The organism is Streptomyces luteolifulvus, assembly GCF_008806595.1.
GTDB classification, from domain to species: Bacteria; Actinomycetota; Actinomycetes; order Streptomycetales; family Streptomycetaceae; genus Streptomyces; species Streptomyces luteolifulvus.
Window position 1 is genome coordinate 95,855 of the sequence record NZ_VZRB01000005.1, and the last position, 20,162, is coordinate 116,016.

Annotated in this window: 15 protein-coding genes and 1 pseudogene; 5 read left to right on the forward strand and 11 right to left on the reverse strand. The window is 71.8% G+C overall.

Annotation, left to right across the window (positions count from 1 at the left end; translation table 11 throughout):
• Positions 1–147 precede the first annotated feature (147 nt).
• Positions 148–2,112, forward strand: a complete 1,965-nt coding sequence (locus F7R91_RS09300; protein WP_150946464.1) for an N-acetylmuramoyl-L-alanine amidase — start codon at positions 148–150, stop codon at positions 2,110–2,112.
• Between the two features lie 9 nt (positions 2,113–2,121).
• Here the strand turns inward: F7R91_RS09300 and F7R91_RS09305 are convergent, their stop codons facing one another.
• The 8 genes from F7R91_RS09305 to F7R91_RS09340 all read right to left on the reverse strand — a co-directional run bounded on the left by F7R91_RS09305 (position 2,122) and on the right by F7R91_RS09340 (position 11,184).
• Positions 2,122–2,619 (reverse strand): hypothetical protein, encoded by a 498-nt coding sequence (locus F7R91_RS09305; RefSeq protein ID WP_150946466.1) that lies wholly within the window; start codon positions 2,617–2,619, stop codon positions 2,122–2,124.
• Positions 2,620–2,798: 179 nt separating this feature from the next.
• Positions 2,799–5,678, reverse strand: coding sequence for an ATP-binding protein (locus F7R91_RS09310; protein ID WP_150946468.1), 2,880 nt, complete (start codon positions 5,676–5,678; stop codon positions 2,799–2,801).
• A gap of 139 nt (positions 5,679–5,817) precedes the next feature.
• Positions 5,818–6,720 carry a universal stress protein gene (locus F7R91_RS09315; protein WP_150946470.1) on the reverse strand — a complete coding sequence of 301 codons (903 nt, stop codon included), beginning with the start codon at positions 6,718–6,720 and terminating at the stop codon, positions 5,818–5,820.
• 148 nt (positions 6,721–6,868) lie between these two features.
• Complete coding sequence (locus F7R91_RS09320; RefSeq protein ID WP_150946472.1) at positions 6,869–7,111, reverse strand: DUF397 domain-containing protein; 243 nt, start codon at positions 7,109–7,111, stop codon at positions 6,869–6,871.
• Positions 7,112–7,195: 84 nt separating this feature from the next.
• Positions 7,196–8,362 (reverse strand): thiolase domain-containing protein, encoded by a 1,167-nt coding sequence (locus tag F7R91_RS09325; protein WP_150946474.1) that lies wholly within the window; start codon positions 8,360–8,362, stop codon positions 7,196–7,198.
• Entirely contained in the window at positions 8,359–9,408 is a 1,050-nt protein-coding gene (locus tag F7R91_RS09330; RefSeq protein ID WP_150946476.1) for a thiolase domain-containing protein, read from the reverse strand. The genes F7R91_RS09325 and F7R91_RS09330 overlap by 4 nt, the downstream gene beginning before the upstream one ends.
• Positions 9,405–10,361 (reverse strand): Zn-ribbon domain-containing OB-fold protein, encoded by a 957-nt coding sequence (locus F7R91_RS09335; protein ID WP_150946478.1) that lies wholly within the window; start codon positions 10,359–10,361, stop codon positions 9,405–9,407. Before F7R91_RS09335 ends, F7R91_RS09330 begins: the two co-directional genes overlap by 4 nt.
• 22 nt (positions 10,362–10,383) lie before the next feature.
• Positions 10,384–11,184 carry a crotonase/enoyl-CoA hydratase family protein gene (locus F7R91_RS09340; protein WP_150946480.1) on the reverse strand — a complete coding sequence of 267 codons (801 nt, stop codon included), beginning with the start codon at positions 11,182–11,184 and terminating at the stop codon, positions 10,384–10,386.
• A 178-nt stretch (positions 11,185–11,362) separates the two neighbouring features.
• Here F7R91_RS09340 and F7R91_RS09345 point away from each other — a divergent pair, with 178 nt between their 5' ends.
• Complete coding sequence (locus F7R91_RS09345; RefSeq protein WP_150946482.1) at positions 11,363–12,982, forward strand: acyl-CoA synthetase; 1,620 nt, start codon at positions 11,363–11,365, stop codon at positions 12,980–12,982.
• Positions 12,983–13,121: 139 nt separating this feature from the next.
• On the forward strand, positions 13,122–15,020 hold the full coding sequence (locus F7R91_RS09350) for a sulfatase (protein ID WP_150946483.1): 1,899 nt from the start codon (positions 13,122–13,124) through the stop codon (positions 15,018–15,020).
• Between the two features lie 32 nt (positions 15,021–15,052).
• Here the strand turns inward: F7R91_RS09350 and F7R91_RS09355 are convergent, their stop codons facing one another.
• Complete coding sequence (locus tag F7R91_RS09355) at positions 15,053–15,916, reverse strand: alpha/beta fold hydrolase (protein ID WP_150946485.1); 864 nt, start codon at positions 15,914–15,916, stop codon at positions 15,053–15,055.
• Between the two features lie 217 nt (positions 15,917–16,133).
• Between F7R91_RS09355 and paaK the strand changes: the two genes are divergently transcribed.
• Positions 16,134–17,435 carry a phenylacetate--CoA ligase PaaK gene (paaK, locus tag F7R91_RS09360; RefSeq protein ID WP_150946487.1) on the forward strand — a complete coding sequence of 434 codons (1,302 nt, stop codon included), beginning with the start codon at positions 16,134–16,136 and terminating at the stop codon, positions 17,433–17,435.
• A 24-nt stretch (positions 17,436–17,459) separates the two neighbouring features.
• Here the strand turns inward: paaK and F7R91_RS09365 are convergent, their stop codons facing one another.
• The gene (locus tag F7R91_RS09365) at positions 17,460–17,771 is read right to left on the reverse strand and encodes a trypco2 family protein (protein ID WP_150946489.1); all 312 of its coding nucleotides are present in this window, start codon (positions 17,769–17,771) and stop codon (positions 17,460–17,462) included.
• On the reverse strand, positions 17,768–19,270 hold the full coding sequence (locus F7R91_RS09370; RefSeq protein WP_150946491.1) for an acyl-CoA synthetase: 1,503 nt from the start codon (positions 19,268–19,270) through the stop codon (positions 17,768–17,770). Before F7R91_RS09370 ends, F7R91_RS09365 begins: the two co-directional genes overlap by 4 nt.
• 287 nt (positions 19,271–19,557) lie before the next feature.
• Between F7R91_RS09370 and F7R91_RS09375 the strand changes: the two are divergent.
• Positions 19,558–20,118: pseudogene (locus tag F7R91_RS09375) on the forward strand (penicillin acylase family protein); the annotation flags it as partial.
• Between the last annotated feature and the right edge of the window lie 44 nt (positions 20,119–20,162).

The following is a 20,162-nucleotide window of genomic DNA, read 5'->3' on the forward strand; positions in this document are numbered from 1 at the left end:
CCTCCGCCACGAAGTTCCTCCGCCTCCTGGTTGACCGGGGAAATCGCCTGCCTCTGGGCATGATTGACGGATCGTCGGCAAGCCGATAGCACTGACCACGCCCGGCCCCGCACGCCCCGTCACGCTCGATCGCCCCAGGAGGCTGCATTGCGAGGATCCGCCCCTGACCCCACGCGCACGCCCGGCCACAGACGCACCCGCACCACCGCCGGTGTCCTCGCTTCGGCGGCGCTGCTGCTGCCGCTGCTCGGCGCGGCCCCGGCCGACGCCCGGGCCTCGGCCGGCGCACTGCAGTCGGCCTTCGCCGCCGCGGCCGCCGAGTACCACGTCCCGCAGAGCGTGCTCCTCGGCGTCTCCTATCTCCAGTCCCGCTGGGACGCGCACGCCGGCGCGCCGAGCGTCACCGGCGGCTACGGCCCGATGCATCTCACCGACGCCCGCACCGCACTGGCCCGGACCCCGCACCACAGCGGGGACACGGAGGACGCCCGCGGCGACAGCGCCCGTGCGCCCCGCCGTGCGGACGTACGGGTCCCGGAGACCTCCGAACTGCCCGCCCGTCTCACCACCCTGCCGAAAGCGGCCGAGCTGACCGGGCTGAGCCCCGAACAGCTGCGCACCGACCCCGCCGCCAACGTGGCCGGCGGTGCCGCACTCCTGGCGGCGGCGCAGAAGGACCTGGGCGAGCCGCCGAGCGAGGACCCGGCCAACTGGTACGGCGCCGTGGCCCGGTTCTCGGGCGCGGACGACACCGCGACGGCGGCAGCGTACGCGAACGACGTGTACGACGTGCTCCGCACCGGCGAGGAGCGCACCACGGACGCGGGCCAGCAGATCGCCCTCGCCGCGCAGCCGGGGCTGGCCGCCGACACCGCGCAGCTGAAGTGGACCGGGCTGCGGAAGGGGAACGCGAGCGGCACGGAGTGCCCCGCGTCGGTGTCCTGCGAGTGGATCCCGGCACCGTACGAGGAGTTCGGGGACAACGACTACGGCAACCACGACCTGGGGGACCGTCCGGCGTCCCAGAGCATCCGGTACATCGTCATCCATGACACCGAGGGCGCCTGGGACGGGGTCATCAACCTGGTGCAGGACCCCGCCTATGTGTCGTGGAACTACACGCTGCGCTCCACCGACGGCCACATCGCCCAGCATGTGAAGGCGAAGGACGTGGCGTGGCACGCGGGGAACTGGTATGTCAACGCCAAGTCGATCGGCCTGGAGCACGAGGGCTTCCTGGCGCAGCCGGACTCCTGGTACACGGAGGCGATGTACCGGTCGTCGGCGCGGCTGGTGAAGTACCTCGCCGCGAAGTACCGCGTTCCGCTGGACCGGCAGCACATCCTCGGGCACGACACCGTGCCGGGCCCGACCACCTCGACGGTCCCCGGCATGCACACCGACCCGGGCCCGTACTGGGACTGGCGCCACTACTTCGACCTGCTCGGCCACCCGATCATGGCCACCGCGGGCACGAAAGGCGGGCTGGTGACGATCCGCCCCGACTACGCCGCGAATCAGCCGGAGTACACGGGCTGTGTCACGCCGGGCCGGCCGTGCGTACCGCACGGGTCGAGCGCGGTCCGGCTGTACTCGGGCCCGGGTGAAACGTATCCCCTGATCAAGGACATCGGCCTGGGCACCACCCCGACCACCGGCGTGAACGACCTCTCCTCACGGGTCTCCACCGGTCAGCAGTACGCCGTCGCCGGCCGCGAGGGCGACTGGACGGCGATCTGGTACCTCGGGCAGAAGGCCTGGTTCCGCAACCCGGCGAAGGAACCGGCGGCGGTGAGCGCGACCGGCCTGGTCGTGACACCCAAGGACGGTCTGACCAGTGTCCCGGTCTACGGCCGCGCCTACCCCGAGGCCTCGGCCTATCCGGCGGGAGTGCCCGCGCAGTCGGTGTCCCCGCTGCCGTACCGGCTGCTCGAAGGCCAGCGGTATGTGCTCGGCGACACGGTGCCGGGCGAGTACTACTACGCGGTCACCTTCACCACGGACTCCCACAGGGTCGTGATGGGCCAGGACCTGTACTACGAGATCCAGTACGGCCACCGTGTGGCGTTCGTACGGGCCGCGGATGTGCGGGTGGTGCCGTCGGCCGGCTGACGGGCGGCCTCAGCCCTGCTGGAACAGCTCCGCCGGGAGCGGCTTCAGCAGGGCGTACAGGTCGTCGGTGATGGGGCGGTCCCAGGCGGCGATGGTCACCAGGACGTTGTCGCTGCGGTCGAACTGCACGCAGGAGATCCGGCCCTCGGAGAGCTTGAGACGGCGCACGATCAGAAGGTTGTCGCCCTGCATCACCGGTACGTCCTCGGTGCCTACGACGGTGACCTCCTCGTCGTTCTCGAGGGCCAGCAGCAGCTGGGCCACCTCGAAGGGGACCTCTTCCTCGGCCGTGTCGCGGGCCGGGGAACCCTCCGGCAGATTGCCGATGATCATCGCGGGGCCGCGGCCGCCGAACAGGTCGTAGCGCAGGAACACGCCCTGGCAGCTGCCGTCCGGGGCGGGCAGCAGCCCCGCGCCCAGATTGCCGGGCCAGTCGCCCGGGTCCATGGCCAGGACGTCGAAGTCGGGCCCGGCGGGAGTGGCGCTGCGGCGGCGGAGGAACGACATGCGGCCATGGTACGTGTTGCCGTTCGGCGATGTGCGGGAGGTCAGGGGCCGTAAGGGCCCCGTTCGCGGTTCTGGGTGCGGGTCGCGGGTGGCTGGTCGCGCAGTTCCCCGCACCCCTGGGCCGGCCGGGTTCGCGCCGGTTGTCAGAGGTCCGGCGCTGCCCTGGGAAACACCGCCCGTCAGTGGTCCAGTGCCGCCGCCAGGCCCGTGCGGTCCGTGCCCAGTTTGCGGCAGACCGCGGAGAGCAAGTGGACGACGGACTGCTCGTCGGTGCCGAGTTCCGCCGCGATGTCGCCCGTGGTGCGGCCCCCGGCGGCGCGGACGGCGGCCGTGCGTTCACGGGCGGTGAGCGTGTCGGTCTCGGGGCCGTGCAGACGGCGGGGCCGCAGGCCCGCGGCGGCGAGTTCGGTGCGGGCCGTGTCCACCAGGCCGTCGGCGCCGCACTGCACGGCCGTGTCGAGTCCCCGGTAGAGGTGTTCGGCGGCTTCCTTGGGGCGGGCCGCGTGGCGCAGCTCGGTGCCGAGGGCGACCAGGGCGCAGGCCAGCTCGTAGGCGGACGGGGAGCACTCCAGCTGGGCGACGGACTCCTCCAGGAACTTCACGCGCGCCGAACCCGGGGCCACCTCCGCGGCGATCCGCAGGGCCTGGCCGACGGCGGACGGAGTGCCGAACTGGCGGGCGCGGGCGACCGCTTCGAAAGCGGTGTCGAGGGCCCGTTCGGGGGTTTCGTGGGCCTGGGCGCGGGCGAGGTGGAGCTGCCAGGGGCACCACGCGGGGTTGCGCATGCCGCGCGGGTCCAGACGGCGGCCGGCGGCGGCGAGCTCCTCGGCCGCCTGCTGGGTGCGGCCGCGGGCGATCAGGAGTTCGCCGTGCACGGTCTGGGCGTCGGGGAAGACGACGGCGGCCGGGTAGGGCGCGCAGAAGGAGAAGTCGTCGCCGGCCTGCGCGGCCTCGGTGAGACGACCTCGGGCGAGCAGTACCTCGATGAGGATGCCGACGGCGTACCAGTGGGCGGGCGTGCCGGGGCCGACGCGTTCGGCGAGGCGCAGTCCGGCGCGGACGAAGTCCTCCGCCTCGGCGAGGCGGCCGCGGCGGTAGCGGACGTAGGCCAGGAGGGTGTAGGCGAAGGAGAGGTGGGCGCCGCGCCAGCCCTGCCGTTCGAAGTCGGCGATGCCGGCGGCGAAGAGTTCCTCGGTGCGGCCGGGCCGGTCGCAGTACAGGAAGGCGAGCGCGACGAGGACGGGCACCTCGAAGCCGCGGTCGGACTCGGCCCAGCCGAGTCCGCCGGCGAGGGCGCGTTCGGCGTGGTGGAGGGCGCCGGGGGCGGGTTCGCCGCGCAGGACGGCGTCCCAGGTGCGCAGCCCGATGATGTACCGCTCGGTGAGATCGCGGCCGGTCAGTCGGTCGGCGAGCCTGGTGAGGCGGCGGGAGCGCGAGGGGTGGTCGGGTTCGTCGGCGCGGAAGGCGTCCCACATGAACTGTTCGGCGACCATGCGCAGTCGGATGCGGGCGTCGTCGGTCACCCGGATCTCGCGGGCCAGGGTGTCGGAGGCCTCGGCGAGGCGGTCGCTGTGGGCGAGCACCTGGGAGAGCCGGTAGACGATGTTGTGCCGCAGTTCCGGTGCGGCGATGGGTTCGTCGAGGGCGGCCCGCAGATGGTTGACCGTGGTCGCCGGCTCGGTGAGCAGGGAGGCCGAGCCCAGTTCGTACAGGACGGCGGCCCGGTCCCCGGAGGGCGGGGGTTCGCGCAGGGCGCGGGCGAGATAGCTGCGGGCGGCGTCGGGGGCGCCTGCCCTGAGGGTCTCGACGGCGGCGGCGCGCAGTTGCTGCACGACCCAGGCGTCGCCTTCGGGGTGGGTTTCCAGCAGGTGGCGGGCGGCTGCCGAGGGACCCTGGCCCTCGTCGATGACGCACCAGGCCGCCTGGCCGTGCAGGGCGACGCGGAATCCGGGCGGGATGGCCCGGTAGACGGCGGTGGCGATCAGCGGGTGGACGAATTCCAGGGTCTCGGTGCCGGTGAGGATGCGTGCGCCGCGCAGGGCGTCGGCCGCGTCGGCGGCCTCCTCGCGGCCGAGGCCGGCGACGGCGGCGGCGAGCGTGGGACGGATCTCGGTGCCCAGGATCGCGCAGGCCCAGGCGAAGCGCACGGTGGAGGTGCCGAGGCGTTCCAGGCGGGCGACGAGGCCGCTGCCCTTGACCGCGGCGGCGAGGTCGCGCAGCAGGTGCGCGCCGGCTCCGGTGGGGGTGAGGCCGCGGTCGCGGACCTTGGCCGTGAGTTCGACGGCCTCGAACGGATTGCCGGCGGTGACGGCCCAGCACTCGCGGCAGAAGGCGTCGTCGGCGTGCGCGCCGAGCGATTCCCGTACGAGGCGGGCGACGGCGACGGCACTGAGCGGCTCCAGATCCAGGGGGCGTCCGCCCGCACGGCCGGGAAGTCCCCTGAACGACTCGGCGTGCTCGGGGAGTTCGTCGGGCCGGTAGGCGACGGCGACGAGCAGCGGGAGTTGCTCGGCGCGGGGGACGAACGCGGCCAGCCAGCCCAGTGATTCGGGATCGGCCCAGTGGGCGTCGTCGAGGACGAGGACCATCGGGGAGTGACGCACGGCGAGGTGGGTGAGCACCCAGTCGAGGCCGTCGCGCAGGCCCTGCGGGTCGGGCGGGGCACCGTCGGTCGGGGCGCACAGACCGAGGGCGGGGCCGACGATGTCGTACCAACTGCCCAGCGCGTCGCGCAGTTCGGTCTCCGCGGCGCCGGCGAGCTGGGGCTGGAGGAGCTGGCGGGCGACGTGGAAGGCGACGCGCTGTTCCTGGTCGCCGCCGCGGGCGGACAGTACGGTGCAGCCCCGGGCGGCGGCTCGGCGGCGGACCTCGGCGAGCAGGGTCGTCTTGCCGATGCCGGCGCGTCCGGCGAAGGCGAGCAGCGCGCCACGCGCGCGGCCGCGCGGTTCCGCGCCGTCCGCCCGCAGGCAGGCGAGCTCTCCCAACGCCTCGTCGACGGCGGTGAGTTCGCTCTCGCGTTCGAGGAGCGTCTTTCTGCTCAGTGCGCTGCGCTGCGCCATGGTGCACCCCCTGCCACGGTGACGCATCCGCGCGGGGAGCGGACGCGCTCCGTGACCTATGAGTACCTCAGCGTACGCTTCGCGGAGGTGGCGGGTCCGGCCACACCCACTAATTGGTGAGTGTCGGTGTGGGGGTGCCTCACTCCTCGGGCGGTGCCGGTGGCACGACCGCGACCGGGCTCGCCGCGTGCAGCAGGACCGCCTGGGTGACGGAGCCCATCATGCGGGCGGGCGCCAGTAGACGGCGGCGGTGGCGGCCCACGACGACGAGGTCGGCGTCCTGGGAGGCGGCGACGAGCCGGCCGGCCGCGTCGCCCGGTGTCACGTACGGCTCGGCCCGGACGTCGGGGTGCCGCGCGCGGTGCGGGGCGAGGAAGCCCTCGGCGAGGGTCCGGGTCTCGCTCTCGACGGCGTCCTGGTCGATCATCAGTGCCACGAGATCGCCGGGGGCCGCCCAGGTCTGCAGCGGCCATGGGTAGGCGGCGACGACCTGGAGGCGGGCGCCGCGCAGCTCGGCCTCGGTGAAGGCGAACGCGAGCGTGGCCTCGTCGGGGCCGTCCACGTGCAGTCCCACCACGACGCGGGGTCCGGGCTCCGCAGGCGCCTCCTCGAGGACCTCGCGTCCGGGGCGCGGCACCACGACGACGGGGCACTCGGCGTCACGCGCGGCGGCCATGCCGTTGGAGCCGAGGAGGAGACCGGCGAACCCGCCGCGGCCCCGGGAGCCGAGCACGAGCAGCCCGGCGCTGGATCCCAGCTCGGGCAGCACGGCGCTCGGCACACCCTCCAGCGCCAGGTACTCCGGCCCCGGCGGGTCGGTGCGCCCGTGCAGATGGGTCCGCACCTGGTCGAGCACGGGGTCGTCGTCCGGGTCCGGTGGCCCGGCGGCCAGGGCCTCGAACCGGGTCCAGGCGGTGTACTGCCGCACATGCACCACCCGCAGCGGCGCCTTCCGCCGCCGGGCGGCGTCGAGCGCCCAGTCCAGGGCGCGCAGGCTGTCGTCCGAACCGTCGACGGCCGCGATGACCGGCAGAATGCTCATGGGTTACTCGCCTCCGGAGTACGACTTCCCCTCGGGGCCTGCCTCGGTCAGGCATCGGCCCCGGAGGTGTCCTCGAAGTCGTGGATCCGGAGGAACGGGCGGAGATTCCGGTGGTTCAGCCGGCCGGATCACCCCCTCCGGGGCCGGTTCATGTCAGGTCGAACTCCCCTTCCCGCGCGCCCGACACAAAAGCGCCCCACTCCGCGGGCGTGAAGATCAGGGAGGGGCTTTCCGGGCGGCCGCTGTTGCGCATCGCGATGAATCCCTCGACAAAGGCGATCTGGACATCCCCCAGGCCACGGCTGCTCGAGTGCCAGTCGGCGTTGCTGAGGTCCAGCTCCGGCTTGTCCCAGCCCGCGAGCGGCTGCTGCTGGATGGTGCTCTCGGCCACGTCCGTGCTCCTCCCGATTCGCGTCGTCCGCGGCCAGCCTAGCGATCGGTTCCTGAGGCCAACAGGGCACGTGAGGGGGACCTTTCAGGAGTCGGGGAGCTGCGCCCCCACGAGCCACATGGAGAAGAACTGGGAACCGCCGCCGTAGGCGTGCCCGAGCACCCGCCTGACCCCTTCCACCTGGTGTTCTCCGGCCTGTCCGCGCACCTGGAGAGCCGCTTCCGCGAAGCGGATCATGCCGGAGGCGCCGATGGGATTGGCGGACAGGACGCCGCCCGACATGTTGACGGGAAGATCACCGTCCAGCTCGGTGACCCCGGCCTCGGTGAGCTTCCAGCCCTCGCCCTCGTCGGCGAAGCCGAGATTCTCCAGCCACATGGGCTCGTACCAGGAGAAGGGCACGTACATCTCGACGGCGTCGATGTCCCGGCGCGGGTCGGCGATCCCTGCCTGCCGGTACACATCGGCAGCGCAGTCCTTGCCGGCCTGCGGCGACACGAAGTCCTTGCCGGCGAACAGGGTCGGTTCGCTGCGCATCGCGCCACCGAGCATCCAGGCCGGCGGGCGGGGCGCGCGGGCGGCTCCGGCGCGGTCGGTGAGCACCATCGCGCAGGCGCCGTCCGAGGACGGGCAGGTCTCCGAGTAGCGGATCGGGTCCCAGAGCATGGGGGACGCCTGGACCTTCTCCAGGGTGATGTCGTGCTCATGGAGGTGCGCGCAGGGGTTCTTCAGCGCATTGCGCCGGTCCTTGTACGCGACCAGCGAGCCGACCGTGTCGGGGGCGCCGCTGCGCCGCATGTAGGCGCGCACGTGCGGGGCGAAGAAGCCGCCCGCCCCGGCCAGCAGGGGCTGCTGGAAGGGGATCGGCAGGGACAGGCCCCACATGGCGTTGGACTCGGACTGCTTCTCGAAGGCGAGCGTCAGGACGGTGCCGTGCACCCGCGAGGCGACCAGATTGGCGGCGACCAGCGCGGTGGACCCGCCGACGGAGCCCGCGGTGTGCACCCGCAGCAGGGGCTTGCCGACGGCGCCGAGCGCGTCGGCGAGGTACAGCTCCGGCATCATGACGCCCTCGAAGAAGTCGGGCGCCTTGCCGATGACGACGGCCTCGATGTCGGCCCAGGTCAGCTCGGCGTCGTCGAGGGCGCACCGGGCCGCCTCACGCACGAGCCCGGCGATCGACACGTCCCGGCGTGCCGCGACGTGCTTGGTCTGGCCGATTCCCACGACGGCCACGGACTCCTTGCTCATCGCGGATCCCCTTCGAGTACGGCGATCAGGTTCTGTTGCAGACAGGGGCCGGAGGTCGCGTGGGCGAGGGCGCGGTCGGACTCGCTCCGGTGGATGCCGGCGGCCGCCTCACCGATGCGGATCAGCCCGGCGGCCATCATCGGGTTCGCGGCGAGCGCCCCGCCGGACGGGTTGACGCGCACGGAGTCGTCGAGCCTGAGCGCTCTGCGCAGAACGACCTCCTGCGGGGTGAAGGGCGCGTGCAGCTCGGCGGTGTCCACGGGCCGGTCGAAGGCGCCGGCCTTCTCGGCGGCCAGCCGGGCGGAGGGCGAGTCGGTCAGATCACGGACGCCCAGACCATGGGCCTCGATGCGGTGGTCGATGCCACGGATCCAGGCGGGCCGCGCGCACAGCTCCCTGGCCCGCTCCCCCGCCGCGAGGATCACCGCGGCGGCGCCGTCGCCGACGGGCGGGCAGTCGCCGATGCGCAGGGGCCGTACGGCGTACTCCCCCTGCGGTACCGAACCCCTCAGCTGGGCGTGGGAGTTGGTGGCCGCAGCCGCCCGGTTCCGGGTCGCGACGGCGGCCAGCGCGGGTTCGTCGGTGGCGCCCTCGTCGATGAGTGCCTGCGCCTGGAGGGCGGCGAGGGCTATGGAGTCGGGCCACAGGGGGGCGACGTAGTACGGGTCGAGCTGACGGGTCAGGACGTCGCGTACGGAGCCGGGCGAGGACTTGCCGTAGGAGTACACGAGCGCGGTGTCCGCGTCACCGGTGAGCAGTTTGGTCCATGCCTCGTACAGCGCCCACGCGCCGTCCATCTCGACGTGCGACTCGGAGATCGGCGGCCAGGCGCCCACCCCGTCGAGGGCGAGGGTGAAGGAGAAGGCACGGCCGGCGAGGTAGTCGCTGGAGCCGGAGCAGGTGAAGCCGATGTCCGCGGTCTTCAGGCCGGTCTGGTCGAGCACGTCGTGCAGGACCGGCATGAGCATCTCCACCTCGGAGAGCTCCTCACTCGTACGCCGGTGGTCGGTCTGGGCGAAGGCGACCACGGCAATCTCACGCGTCACAACAGCTCCTTGTAGGTGTCGTACTCCGCGTCGGGTTCGCCGGTGGGCCGGTAGTGGTCGGGGTGGCGGGCGCCTTTGGTCCACACCGGCTCGACGCGCAGGCCCATGCGCACCTGGTCGTAGGGGATGCCCGCGATACGGCCGTGCAGCGCGAGGTCGGCACCGTCGAGGGCGATATGGGCGTAGACGTAGGGCACCTCGATGTCCAGGTTCTTCGCCTTGATGTTGACGATGCAGTACGTGGTGACAGTGCCGCGCGGACCCACCTCGACCTGTTCGTAGGTGGCCACGCCACATGTGGGGCACGCACCCCTCGGCGGCACGTACACCTTGCGGCAGGACGGGCAGCGCTCACCGACGGTCCGCCGTTCGGAGAGGGCTTCGATGTACGCGGTCTGGGCACGGCCGGGTGAGTAGGTGTAGTCGAGGCGGGCCGGCGCGACGATCCCGTCGATCGTGTTCTCGAACTGGCCGTCGTGGGCGGTGGGTTCGTCCACGGCCGTGTGGTCGGCCGCATCGTCGTACGGCTCGAAGCAGGCGATGTCCGTGATGGAGCCGTGGCGTTCGCCGGCCCAGCGGACACGCACCCGCATGCCGGTGCGCACGGCGTCGGGGCCGGGCGCGTCGAGGGCGTGCAGGAGGGCCGTGTCGGCGCCGTCGAGGCGGACCAGTACCCAGGCGAACGGGGTGTCCAGGGGCTGGCCCCGACGGGGTTCGTGGTTCCAGGCCCAGGTCGTGACCGCGCCGGTCGGGGCGACCTCGACCAGGTCGCGTATCTCCTCGGCGGTGACGGGGTCGTACTCGACGGGCGGGACGAGCGTCCTGCCGTCGCGGGTCCTGACGCCGAGGACGACGCGTTCGCGCAGGCCCGTGAGGAACGCGCTCTGGACGGGGCCCACGGAGCGGGTGAAGGGGAACTCGACGACGAGCGGGGCTTTGAGGACTTCGGGCATCGCGGACGGTCTCCTTCGCGGGTCAGGCGCGCTTGTAGAGGGGCGGCCGCTTCTCGGCGAAGGCGCGGGCGCCTTCCTTGGCGTCGGCAGTGTCGAAGACCGGCCAGCCGCGCTCGAGTTCGGCCGCCAGTCCGTCGGTCTCGGTCATCTCGGCGGTCTCGTACACCGACGCCTTGACGGCTTCGACGGCCAGCGGCCCGCAGGCGTTGATCTGCTCGGCTATCTCCAGGGCCTTGGCGAGCGCGGTGCCGTCCGGGACGACATGTCCGACCAGTCCGATGTCCGCGGCCTCCCGGGCGCTGTAGGGGCGGCCGGTGAGCAGCATCTCCAGGGCATGGGTGCGGGGGATCTGGCGTTGCAGGCGGACCGTGGAGCCGCCGATCGGGAACAGGCCGCGTTTCACCTCGAACAGTCCGAAGGTCGCGGAGTCGGCGGCGACCCGGATGTCGGTGCCCTGGAGGATCTCCGTGCCGCCGGCGACGCAGTACCCCTCGACGGCGGCGATCACCGGCTTGCGGGGGCGGTGGTGGCGCAGCATCGCCTTCCAGTGCAGGTCCGGGTCGGCCTTGAGCCGGTCGCGGTAGTGCTCCCCTTCCATTCCCCTGCCCGCGAGGGCCTTGAGGTCCATGCCGGCGCAGAAGACACCGCCCGTGCCGGTCAGCACGACCGAGCGGACGGCATCGTCCTCGTCGGCCTCGACCCAGCCGTCGTACAGGCCGACGAGCATCGGCAACGAGAGCGCGTTCTTGGCTTCCGGCCTGTTGAGCGTGAGCACCAGTGTGGCGCCATCGCGCTGCGCGGTGAGGTGTTCCGTGCCACCCATGGCCCATCTCCCCTCTGAGAAGAACGAGAACAGGTTGCAGGAGCAGCGTGGGCACTTCAAGGGTTTTCTGACAGACAGTCAGATTTCTTGGACGCAGACCCTTCACAGTTGCCGGGCCCTTTGCTCTGATGACGGGCGAACCGGCACACCCGCCGGTCGCCCGGGATCAGGAGGAGCGGTGGAGTACAACCTTGCCGACCTGTTCGAGTCCGTCGTCGACGTGGTCCCGGACCGCGAGGCGCTCGTGTACATCGAACACCCCGGCACCGGGGCCGAACGCCGGCTGACGTACGCGGAGCTGGACGCGGCGGCCAACCGCATCGGCCACCATCTGACCGGCATCGGCCTGCGCCCCGGCGAGCACCTCGGGCTCCACCTCTACAACGGTGTCGAGTACCTCCAGACCGTACTGGGCTGCCTCAAGGCCCGGGTGGTGCCGGTCAATGTCAACTACCGCTATGTGGAAGAGGAGTTGGTCTACCTCTATCGGGACGCCGATCTCGCCGCCGTGGTCTTCGACGCGGAGTTCACGGACCGGGTGGCGGCGGCTCTGCCGCAGACGCCGAAGCTGCGCCATCTGCTGCGTGTGGGGACCGCGGGCCCGGGGGCACCCGAGGTGCCCGCCACCGCCTTCACGGACGCCGAGGCCGCCGCGTCACCGGAACGCGGCTTCCCGCGGCGCTCGGGCGACGACCAGTTCATCATCTACACCGGCGGCACCACCGGAATGCCCAAGGGCGTCATGTGGCGCCAGGAGGACCTGTTCTTCGCGGGCCTCGGCGGCGGCGCGCCGACGGGCGAGCCGGTCAAGAGGCCCGAGGAGCTCGCCGAGCGGGTGGCGGCCGGCGGCGCGGGCATCACCTTCTTCCCCGCTCCCCCGCTGATGCACGGTACATCGACGCTCACCGCGTTCATCGGCTTCAACTTCGGGCAACGGATCGTGCTGCACCGCAAGTTCGTGCCCGAGGAGGTGCTGCGGACCGTCGAGAAGGAGAAGGTCACCAGCATCTCCCTGGTGGGCGACGCGATGCTGCGGCCGCTGATCGACGCCCTCGACGGGCCGATGAAGGGCACCGACTGCTCGTCGGTGTTCAGCGTGTCGTCGTCGGGCGCGGTCATGTCGGACACGGTGCGCGGCCAGTTCCGGGCACTCGTCCCGAACGCCGTGCTGCTGAACAACTTCGGCTCCTCCGAGTCCGGCTTCAACGGCACCGCGACCGAGGACTCGGGCCCCGAGCGGGGCTTCCGCATCCGTGTCAACTCCCGTACCCAGGTGGTCGATCCGGCCACGCATCAACCGGTGGCCGTGGGCGAGGTGGGGCGGGTCGCCCAGTGCGGTCACGTACCGCTCGGCTACTACAACGACCCGAAGAAGACAGCCGAGACCTTCTTCGAGCGGGACGGCGCACGCTGGGTGCTGCTCGGCGACATGGCCACCGTCGACGAGGAGGGCGTCGTCACCGTCCTCGGCCGTGGTTCCCAGTGCATCAACACGGGTGGCGAGAAGGTGTACCCCGAGGAGGTCGAGCAGGCGCTCAAGTCCCATCCGGATGTGTACGACGCGCTCGTCGCCGGGGTGCCGGACGCGAAGTGGGGCCACCATGTGGCGGCCGTGGTGCAGCTGCGGAAGGGTGCGGCGCGGCCCTCGCTGGAGGACATCCAGACACATTGCCGTTCCCGCCTCGCGGGCTACAAGATCCCGCGCCAGCTGGTGCTGGCGGAGTCCATACGGCGCTCTCCCAGCGGGAAGGCGGACTACCGCTGGGCCCGGGAGGTGGCGGTCGCGGCGGACCGGTGACCGCCACGGAACGCTAGGGTGAACCCGCGGTGGGCACGATTGAAACGAATGTGACGTGCGGCCGTACTGATGGTGGCGGCCCTGGTGACCCGGGCCGGGTTCGCCGTGTCAGCACCGGGACGCACGGAAGGACCATCGGGTGCCGCACCTCACGCCCTCTCGTCAACTGCCGGACGCCGACGGCGAGACGGCTCCCGATGATGCTCCCGTGCAACCTGACTCGACCACGGGCGACACATCCGACGCACCTGGCGCACCCGACTCGACCGCCAACGACACACCTGACACACCCGACACACCTGAACCACTGGAAACACCCACCGCCGAGTCACCCGACACCCCAAAGGCAACTCCCGAGCCCGCCACCGACCCGGATCCCACCCCGGCCCGGGCCGGCTGGTTCGGGTGGCGGCGCAAGTACCCTCGGGTCGCCCGTGGCGTGACCGTCGGCGTCAGCGTCCTGTCCATCGCCCTCGTCTACTGCGCGCTGCTTCTGCCCAACCGCCTCGAACGCCTCAACCCCGACGCGTTCCTGCGTATCCCCGCCGAGGGAATCCTGCTCGCGGGCCTGCTGCTCTGGCTGCCGTCGAGGGCACGGCGGATCACGGCAGTGTTCTCGGGGGTGTTCCTCGGGCTGCTCACCGTCCTGAAGTTCGTCGACATGGGCTTCTACCAGGTCCTGGCCCGGCCCTTCGATCTGGTCCTGGACTGGATCCTGCTCGACGACGCGACGGACTTCGTCAGGGAGTCGTTCGGCCGCACCGGTGAGATCCTCGCCGTGGCCGGGGTGATCGTCCTGCTCGTCGCCGTCCTGGTGCTGACCACCCTCGCGATGGTCCGGCTCACGAACCTCATGGCCCGGCACAGCTCCGCCGCCACCCGCACGACGCTGATCCTCGGCACCGCATGGATCACCTGCGTCACACTGGGCGTGCAGTTGACCAGCGGCGTCCCGGTCGCCACCAAGGGCAACGCGGAGTTCCTCGGCAACCGCGTGGAACAGGTGCGGGCGGGCCTGAGGGACGGCCGCATCTTCGAGAAGCAGGCCTCCGTGGACGCGTTCGCCGCCACACCGCCCGACCAACTGCTGACCGGGCTGCGCGGCAAGGACGTCCTGTTCACCTTCATCGAGAGCTACGGCCGTACGGCGATCGACGACCCGGCGATGGCCACACAGGTCGACGCCGTCCTCAGCAAGGGCACCAGCGACCTCAAGGCGGCCGGGTTCGAGTCGCGCAGCGCCTGGCTCAGGTCACCGGTGACGGGCGCCGGCAGCTGGCTCGCCCACTCCACGTTCCTGTCCGGTCTGTGGATCAAGAACCAGCAGCGCTACCGCAGTCTCACCACCAGCGACCGTGCCACCCTCACCAGCTACTTCGGCAAGACCGGCGCCTGGCGCACGGTCGGCGTCGTGCCGGGCGTGCGGCGCGCCTGGCCGGAGGGCAAGTTCTTCGGCCTGGATCACATCTACGACTCCGAGCACCTCGGCTACCAGGGCCCCTACTTCAGCTGGACGCCCGTGCCCGACCAGTTCAGCCTGGAGGCGTTCGAGCGGCTGGAGCACGGCAGGAAGGACCGCGAGCCGATCATGGCGGAGATCATCCTGGCCTCCAGCCACAACCCCTGGTCGCCGATCGCCCGCATGATCGACTGGGAGGATCTCGGCGACGGCTCGGTCTTCCACCAGATCAAGAAGGAGGGCACGGACCCCAAGGAGGTCTGGAAGAACCCCGAGAGCGTCCGCACCGAGTACCGGCACGCCGTCGAGTACTCCCTGCGCAGCCTGACCGAATGGGTCGAGCGCTACGGCGACAAGAACACGGTCCTCGTCTTCCTCGGCGACCACCAGCCGGTCCCGACCGTCACGGCCGGCAGCACGAGCAAGGACGTGCCGGTCACGATCGTCGCTCACGACAAGAAGGTCCTGGACAGGATCTCCGGCTGGGGCTGGACGGACGGTCTCAAGCCTGCCGGGAACGCACCGGAGTGGCGGATGGACACGTTCCGCGACCGGTTCATGACCGCGTACGCGAACTGACCGCCCACCTGTACGCGAAACTGACCGCCCGCCTACTCCGCCGACGGCACCGACACCGCGCTTCGGGTGAAGAACGCGGCGGTGCGGCCTGCGAACCACTCCGGGTCGTCCAGCCAGGGGTAGTGGCCGGCACCGGGCTGGACGGCGAACTCGGCCTGCGGGAACACGTCGGCCGCATGGCGGGCGAGTCCGGGGCGCGGGCCGCCGTCGAGTTCACCGGCGAGGACGAGGACGGGCGCGGTGACCGTGGAGAGGGCCGCTCGGGTCGCGGGCGGGTCGTAGGCCCCCTCGGAGCCGTACACATCGGCCGCCTCGTCGTTGCACAGCTCGTCGGCGCGGGCGTTGAGGTCCCGGGCCGCGTCGTCCCAGCGGCCCCAGAAGAAGGGGACGATCACGGGGTCGAAGTCGGCCTGGCCGACCAGCCACGCCTCGAACACCGGGAACGCCTCCGCGAACCACGGCTCGCCCTCCCGCAACCGCGCCGCGGCCAGCCGGTCGTCCACCGGCACCGGCCGGCCCAGCGCCCACGGGATCGCGGTGATCAGTGCCAGCCGGGCCACCCGATCGGGGTACCGGGCGGTGTACAGCATGGCGAGACTGCCGCCCGCGGAGTGCGCGAGCAGGTCCATCCGCTCCAGCCCCAGGTGGACCCGCAGCGCCTCCACATCGTCGACGAGCCGGTCGCACCGGTACGACGACGGGTCCGCCGGCACCTCGGAGTCCCCGGTGCCGCGCAGGTCGAGCAGGATGAGCCGACGGTGGGCGTCGAGCCCGCCCAGGTCGCCCAGATAGGCGGAGGCCCACATGGGTCCTCCGGGCAGGACGACGAGCGGGTCGCCCTCGCCACGGACGTGGTAGGCGAGGACGGTCCCGTCGGGCGCGGTGAAGGTCGGCATGGCGCCGATCCTCGCGGCCGGGCCCCGCGGACCGCAACGGAGTTTCCCGCGGCGCGGCGGACGAAGGGACCATGAGCCGTTGCGTGCCGGGGCGACTGCCGAGAAACTGCGGGCGCGTCTCTTGCCTGAGTCCGGTGCGCCTGGATTACTGATCACGGGCACCGCGACCGAATGATCGGTCGCTCCGATGGTCATCACTGGTGAGGGAGCAGTCCCCATGGCGGATGCGACGGACCTGCTGGACGCGGGGGAACGGCTCGACGCGGAGGCGTTGCGGGCGGTGCAGCTGGAGCGGCTGCGGGCCTCGCTGCGCCACGCGTACGCCCATGTGCCCTTCTACCGGGAGTCCTTCGACCAGGCCGGGGTACGACCCGACGACTGCCGCTCGCTCGCCGATCTGGCCCGCTTCCCCTTCACCACCAAGGCGGACCTGCGGGAGAACTACCCGTACGGCATGTTCGCCGTGCCCCGTGACCGCATCCGCCGTATCCACGCCTCCAGCGGCACCACCGGACGCCCCACGGTGGTCGGCTACACGGACAGCGACCTCGCGCTGTGGTCCGACATGGTGGCCCGTTCGATCCGGGCGGCGGGCGGACGGCCCGGGGACACGGTACATGTGGCCTACGGCTATGGGTTGTTCACCGGGGGCCTCGGCGCCCACTACGGTGCCGAACGCCTCGGCTGTACGGTCGTCCCCGCGTCCGGCGGTATGACGGCCCGCCAGGTCCAGCTGATCCAGGATCTCCAGCCCGGGATCATCATGGTGACGCCGTCCTACATGCTGACGATCCTCGACGAGTTCGAACGGCAGGGCGTCGATCCGCGCGGCACCTCGCTGCGCGTGGGCGTCTTCGGCGCGGAGCCCTGGACCGAGCGGATGCGCGAGGAGATCGAGGAGCGGTTCGCGATCGACGCCGTCGACATATACGGGCTGTCGGAGGTGATCGGCCCGGGGGTCGCACAGGAGTGTGTGGAGACCAAGGACGGTCTGCACATCTGGGAGGACCACTTCTTCCCGGAGGTCGTCGACCCGGTCACCGGGGAGGTGCTGCCGGACGGCGAGAAGGGCGAGCTGGTCCTCACCTCGCTCACCAAGGAGGCGATGCCCGTCGTCCGGTACCGGACCCGGGATCTGACGAGGCTGCTGCCGGGCACGGCACGCGTGTTCCGGAGGATGGAGAAGGTCACGGGCCGCAGCGACGACATGGTGATCGTGCGCGGGGTGAACCTCTTCCCCACGCAGATCGAGGAGATCGTGCTCCGCACGCCGGGTGTCGCGCCCCACTTCCAGCTCCGGCTCACCCGCGAGGGCCGTCTCGACGCCCTCACCGTACGCGCGGAGGCCCGGCCCGGCGCCGCTCCCGACGTCCGGGACGCGGCCGCGCGGGCGATCGCGGCGGCCGTGAAGGACGGCATCGGCGTGTCGGTGACGGTGGAGATCGTCGAACCGGAGTCGCTGGAACGCTCGGTGGGCAAGATCCGGCGCATCGTGGACCTTCGCCCGCGGCAGGAGTGAGCGAGCCGGCCGGACGGGTGGGGCTCAGCGCTCGCCGTACGTCTCGTCGCCCGTGATCAGCGCGGTCCGCGGCGGGCCGCCGTCCGGCGGGACGAGCTTGGGCGTCAGGGTGACGGTGATGCGCTGCGTCTGCGCGTGCGCGTACTTACCGTCCGCCCCCGCGTCCACGACCCACAGCCGGACCTTGGAGTGGGCCCCTGCCTCACGGCTGACGGCGACGGTCGCCTCGATCTCCACCGGGCCGAGCTCGAACCGGACGGTCTCGCCGGCTCCGTCCGCGAGCGAGTCGGTCAGCTGCTGCCTCAACTCACGGATCACCTCGGAGAGTTCGATCACGCGTTCCTCCCGAACCGGTCCCTCAGCTCCCGCTTGAGGATCTTTCCGCTGGCGTTGCGCGGCAGTTCGTCCACGAACACGACCCGTTTCGGCGCCTTGAAGCGGGCGAGCTTCTCGCGGGCGTGCGCGACGAGTTCGTCCTCGGTGACCTCGCCGCGCGGCACGACGACCGCGGTGACGGCCTCGATCCACCGCTCGTCGGGCAGACCGATCACGGCCACCTCGGCGACGGCGTCGTGGGTGTACAACGCGTCCTCGACCTGACGGGAAGCAACCAGCACACCACCGGAGTTGATGACGTCCTTCACCCGGTCGACGATCGTGAAGTAGCCGTGCGCGTCGCGGACCGCGAGGTCGCCGGAGTGGAACCAGCCGTCGCGGAAGGCCGCGGCCGTCTCCTCGGGCTTGTCCCAGTAGCCCTCGCACAGCTGCGGAGAACGGTAGACGATCTCGCCGGGTGTGCCGTCGGGCACGTCCTTGCCGTCCTCGTCGACGACCCGCGCGTCCACGAACAGGACGGTCCGGCCGCAGGAGTCCATCCGGCCCTTGTGCTCCTCGGGTGCCAGGACGGTGGCCAGGGGGCCGATCTCGCTCTGCCCGAAGCAGTTGTAGAGGGCCAGCTCGGGCAGCCGCTCCCGCAGCCGCTCCAGAACGGGCACCGGCATGATCGACGCCCCGTAGTAGGCCTTCCGCAGCCCGTCGAGGCGGCGGGTCGCGAAGTCGGGGCGGTGGGACAGGCCGATCCAGACGGTGGGCGGGGCGAAGACGCTGTCCACGCGGTCGGCCTCGATCAGGTCGAGGAGCAGATCGCCGTCCGGCGCGTCGACGATGATGTTGGTGGCCCCGACCGCCAGGTACGGCAGCAGGAACACATGCATCTGCGCGGAGTGGTACAGCGGCAGCGCGTGCACGGGCCGGTCGCCCGCGCCGAGGTCGAGGGCGGTGATCGCGCTCAGGTACTCGTGCACCAGGGCGCGGTGGGTCATCATCGCGCCCTTCGGCAGGGCCGTCGTACCGGAGGTGTACAGCAGCTGCACGAGGTGGTCGGTGCGCGGTTCGGGACCGTCGTGGGCGGGGGCCGTGGCCTGCAGCGCCAGCAGCGAGCCGGCGGCGTCGCGCAGGGGCACCGTACGGACGGTGCCGGGGAGCCGCCCGGCCAGGGCCGGGTCGGTGAGGACCAGGGAGCTGCCCGACTGGCCGACGATGTACGCGAGGTCGTCGCCGGTGAGGTGGTGGTTCACCGGCACGTGCACCAGGCCCGCACGGGCGCAGGCGAGGAAGCCGATGAGGTACGCGTCCGAGTTGTGGCCGTAGGCGCCGACCCGGTCGCCGGGGGCGAGGCCCTGGTCGAGCAGCACGCTCGCCGCGCGGGAGACGGCCTCGTCGAGTTCGCCGTACGTCCAGGAGCGGTCGCCGTATTCGACGGCGACGCGCGCCGGGGTGCGTCGGGCGCTGCGGCGCAGCACCCCGTCAACTGTGCTGCCGTGTCCGGGCGTCATGACACATGATCCTTCATCCGCGGCCGGGGGAGGTCAAGACGCCCGGCCGCGGGAGACCGACCCGTTGGTACGCTCAACCGCTCCTTCCCTCAATGACGTTGGGAGGCACCTTGCGCACCTGCACCCACACTCGCATTCCCGCTCGCACTCGCACCCGCCTGAGACGGCTCGTCGTCGCCGCCGTCGCCCTGCTCACCGCGGCCACCGCTCTGCCGGCGGCCGCGGAGACCGGGGAACGCCGGGCCCATCCGTCCCACGGCGGGCTGTCCGCCGTCATCCGCTACACCGGCAGCCGGGGCGCCCTGCTCTTCGACCGGTTCTGGCGGAAGCTGACGGCGGCCGTGCCGGCCGCCCAGTTGTGGAAGGTGCCGTTCTCGGCGGCGGACCCCGTCCGCACCCCGAACGGCCTCAACACGGACGCGCCGGGGTTCGCCACATCCCTCGCCGACGTGACGGCGGAGTTGCGGGCGGCGGGCATCCCGCTGGACGCCCGGCTCGGTGAGCACCAGTTCGTCGTACGCGACGGCCGGCGCATCCCGGTTCCGGGCGGTACGGAGTCCCTGGGCGTGTGGAACAAGGTCGAGCCCGTCTGGAACCCGGCGGGCGGCTGCTACTCCGAGGTGACGTCCGGCTCCAGCTACATCCAGGCCGTCGGCTGGGACGGCGGCCGCTGCCCGGTCGCCCGCACGCTGCTGACGTACTCCCAGTCCTCCGACGTCGGCTCGCCGCACCACAGTGACCAGACGCGGCTGTTCTCCCGGGAGAAGTGGGTGACGTCCCGGTTCTGCGAGAAGGACATCCTGTCCTCGCCCGCGTTGAAGGTGGTCCGGGTGGCCGAGCGCCGGTGACGGCAGCGCGATGAACGGCACTGTGGCCCCGCCCCGTGTGACGT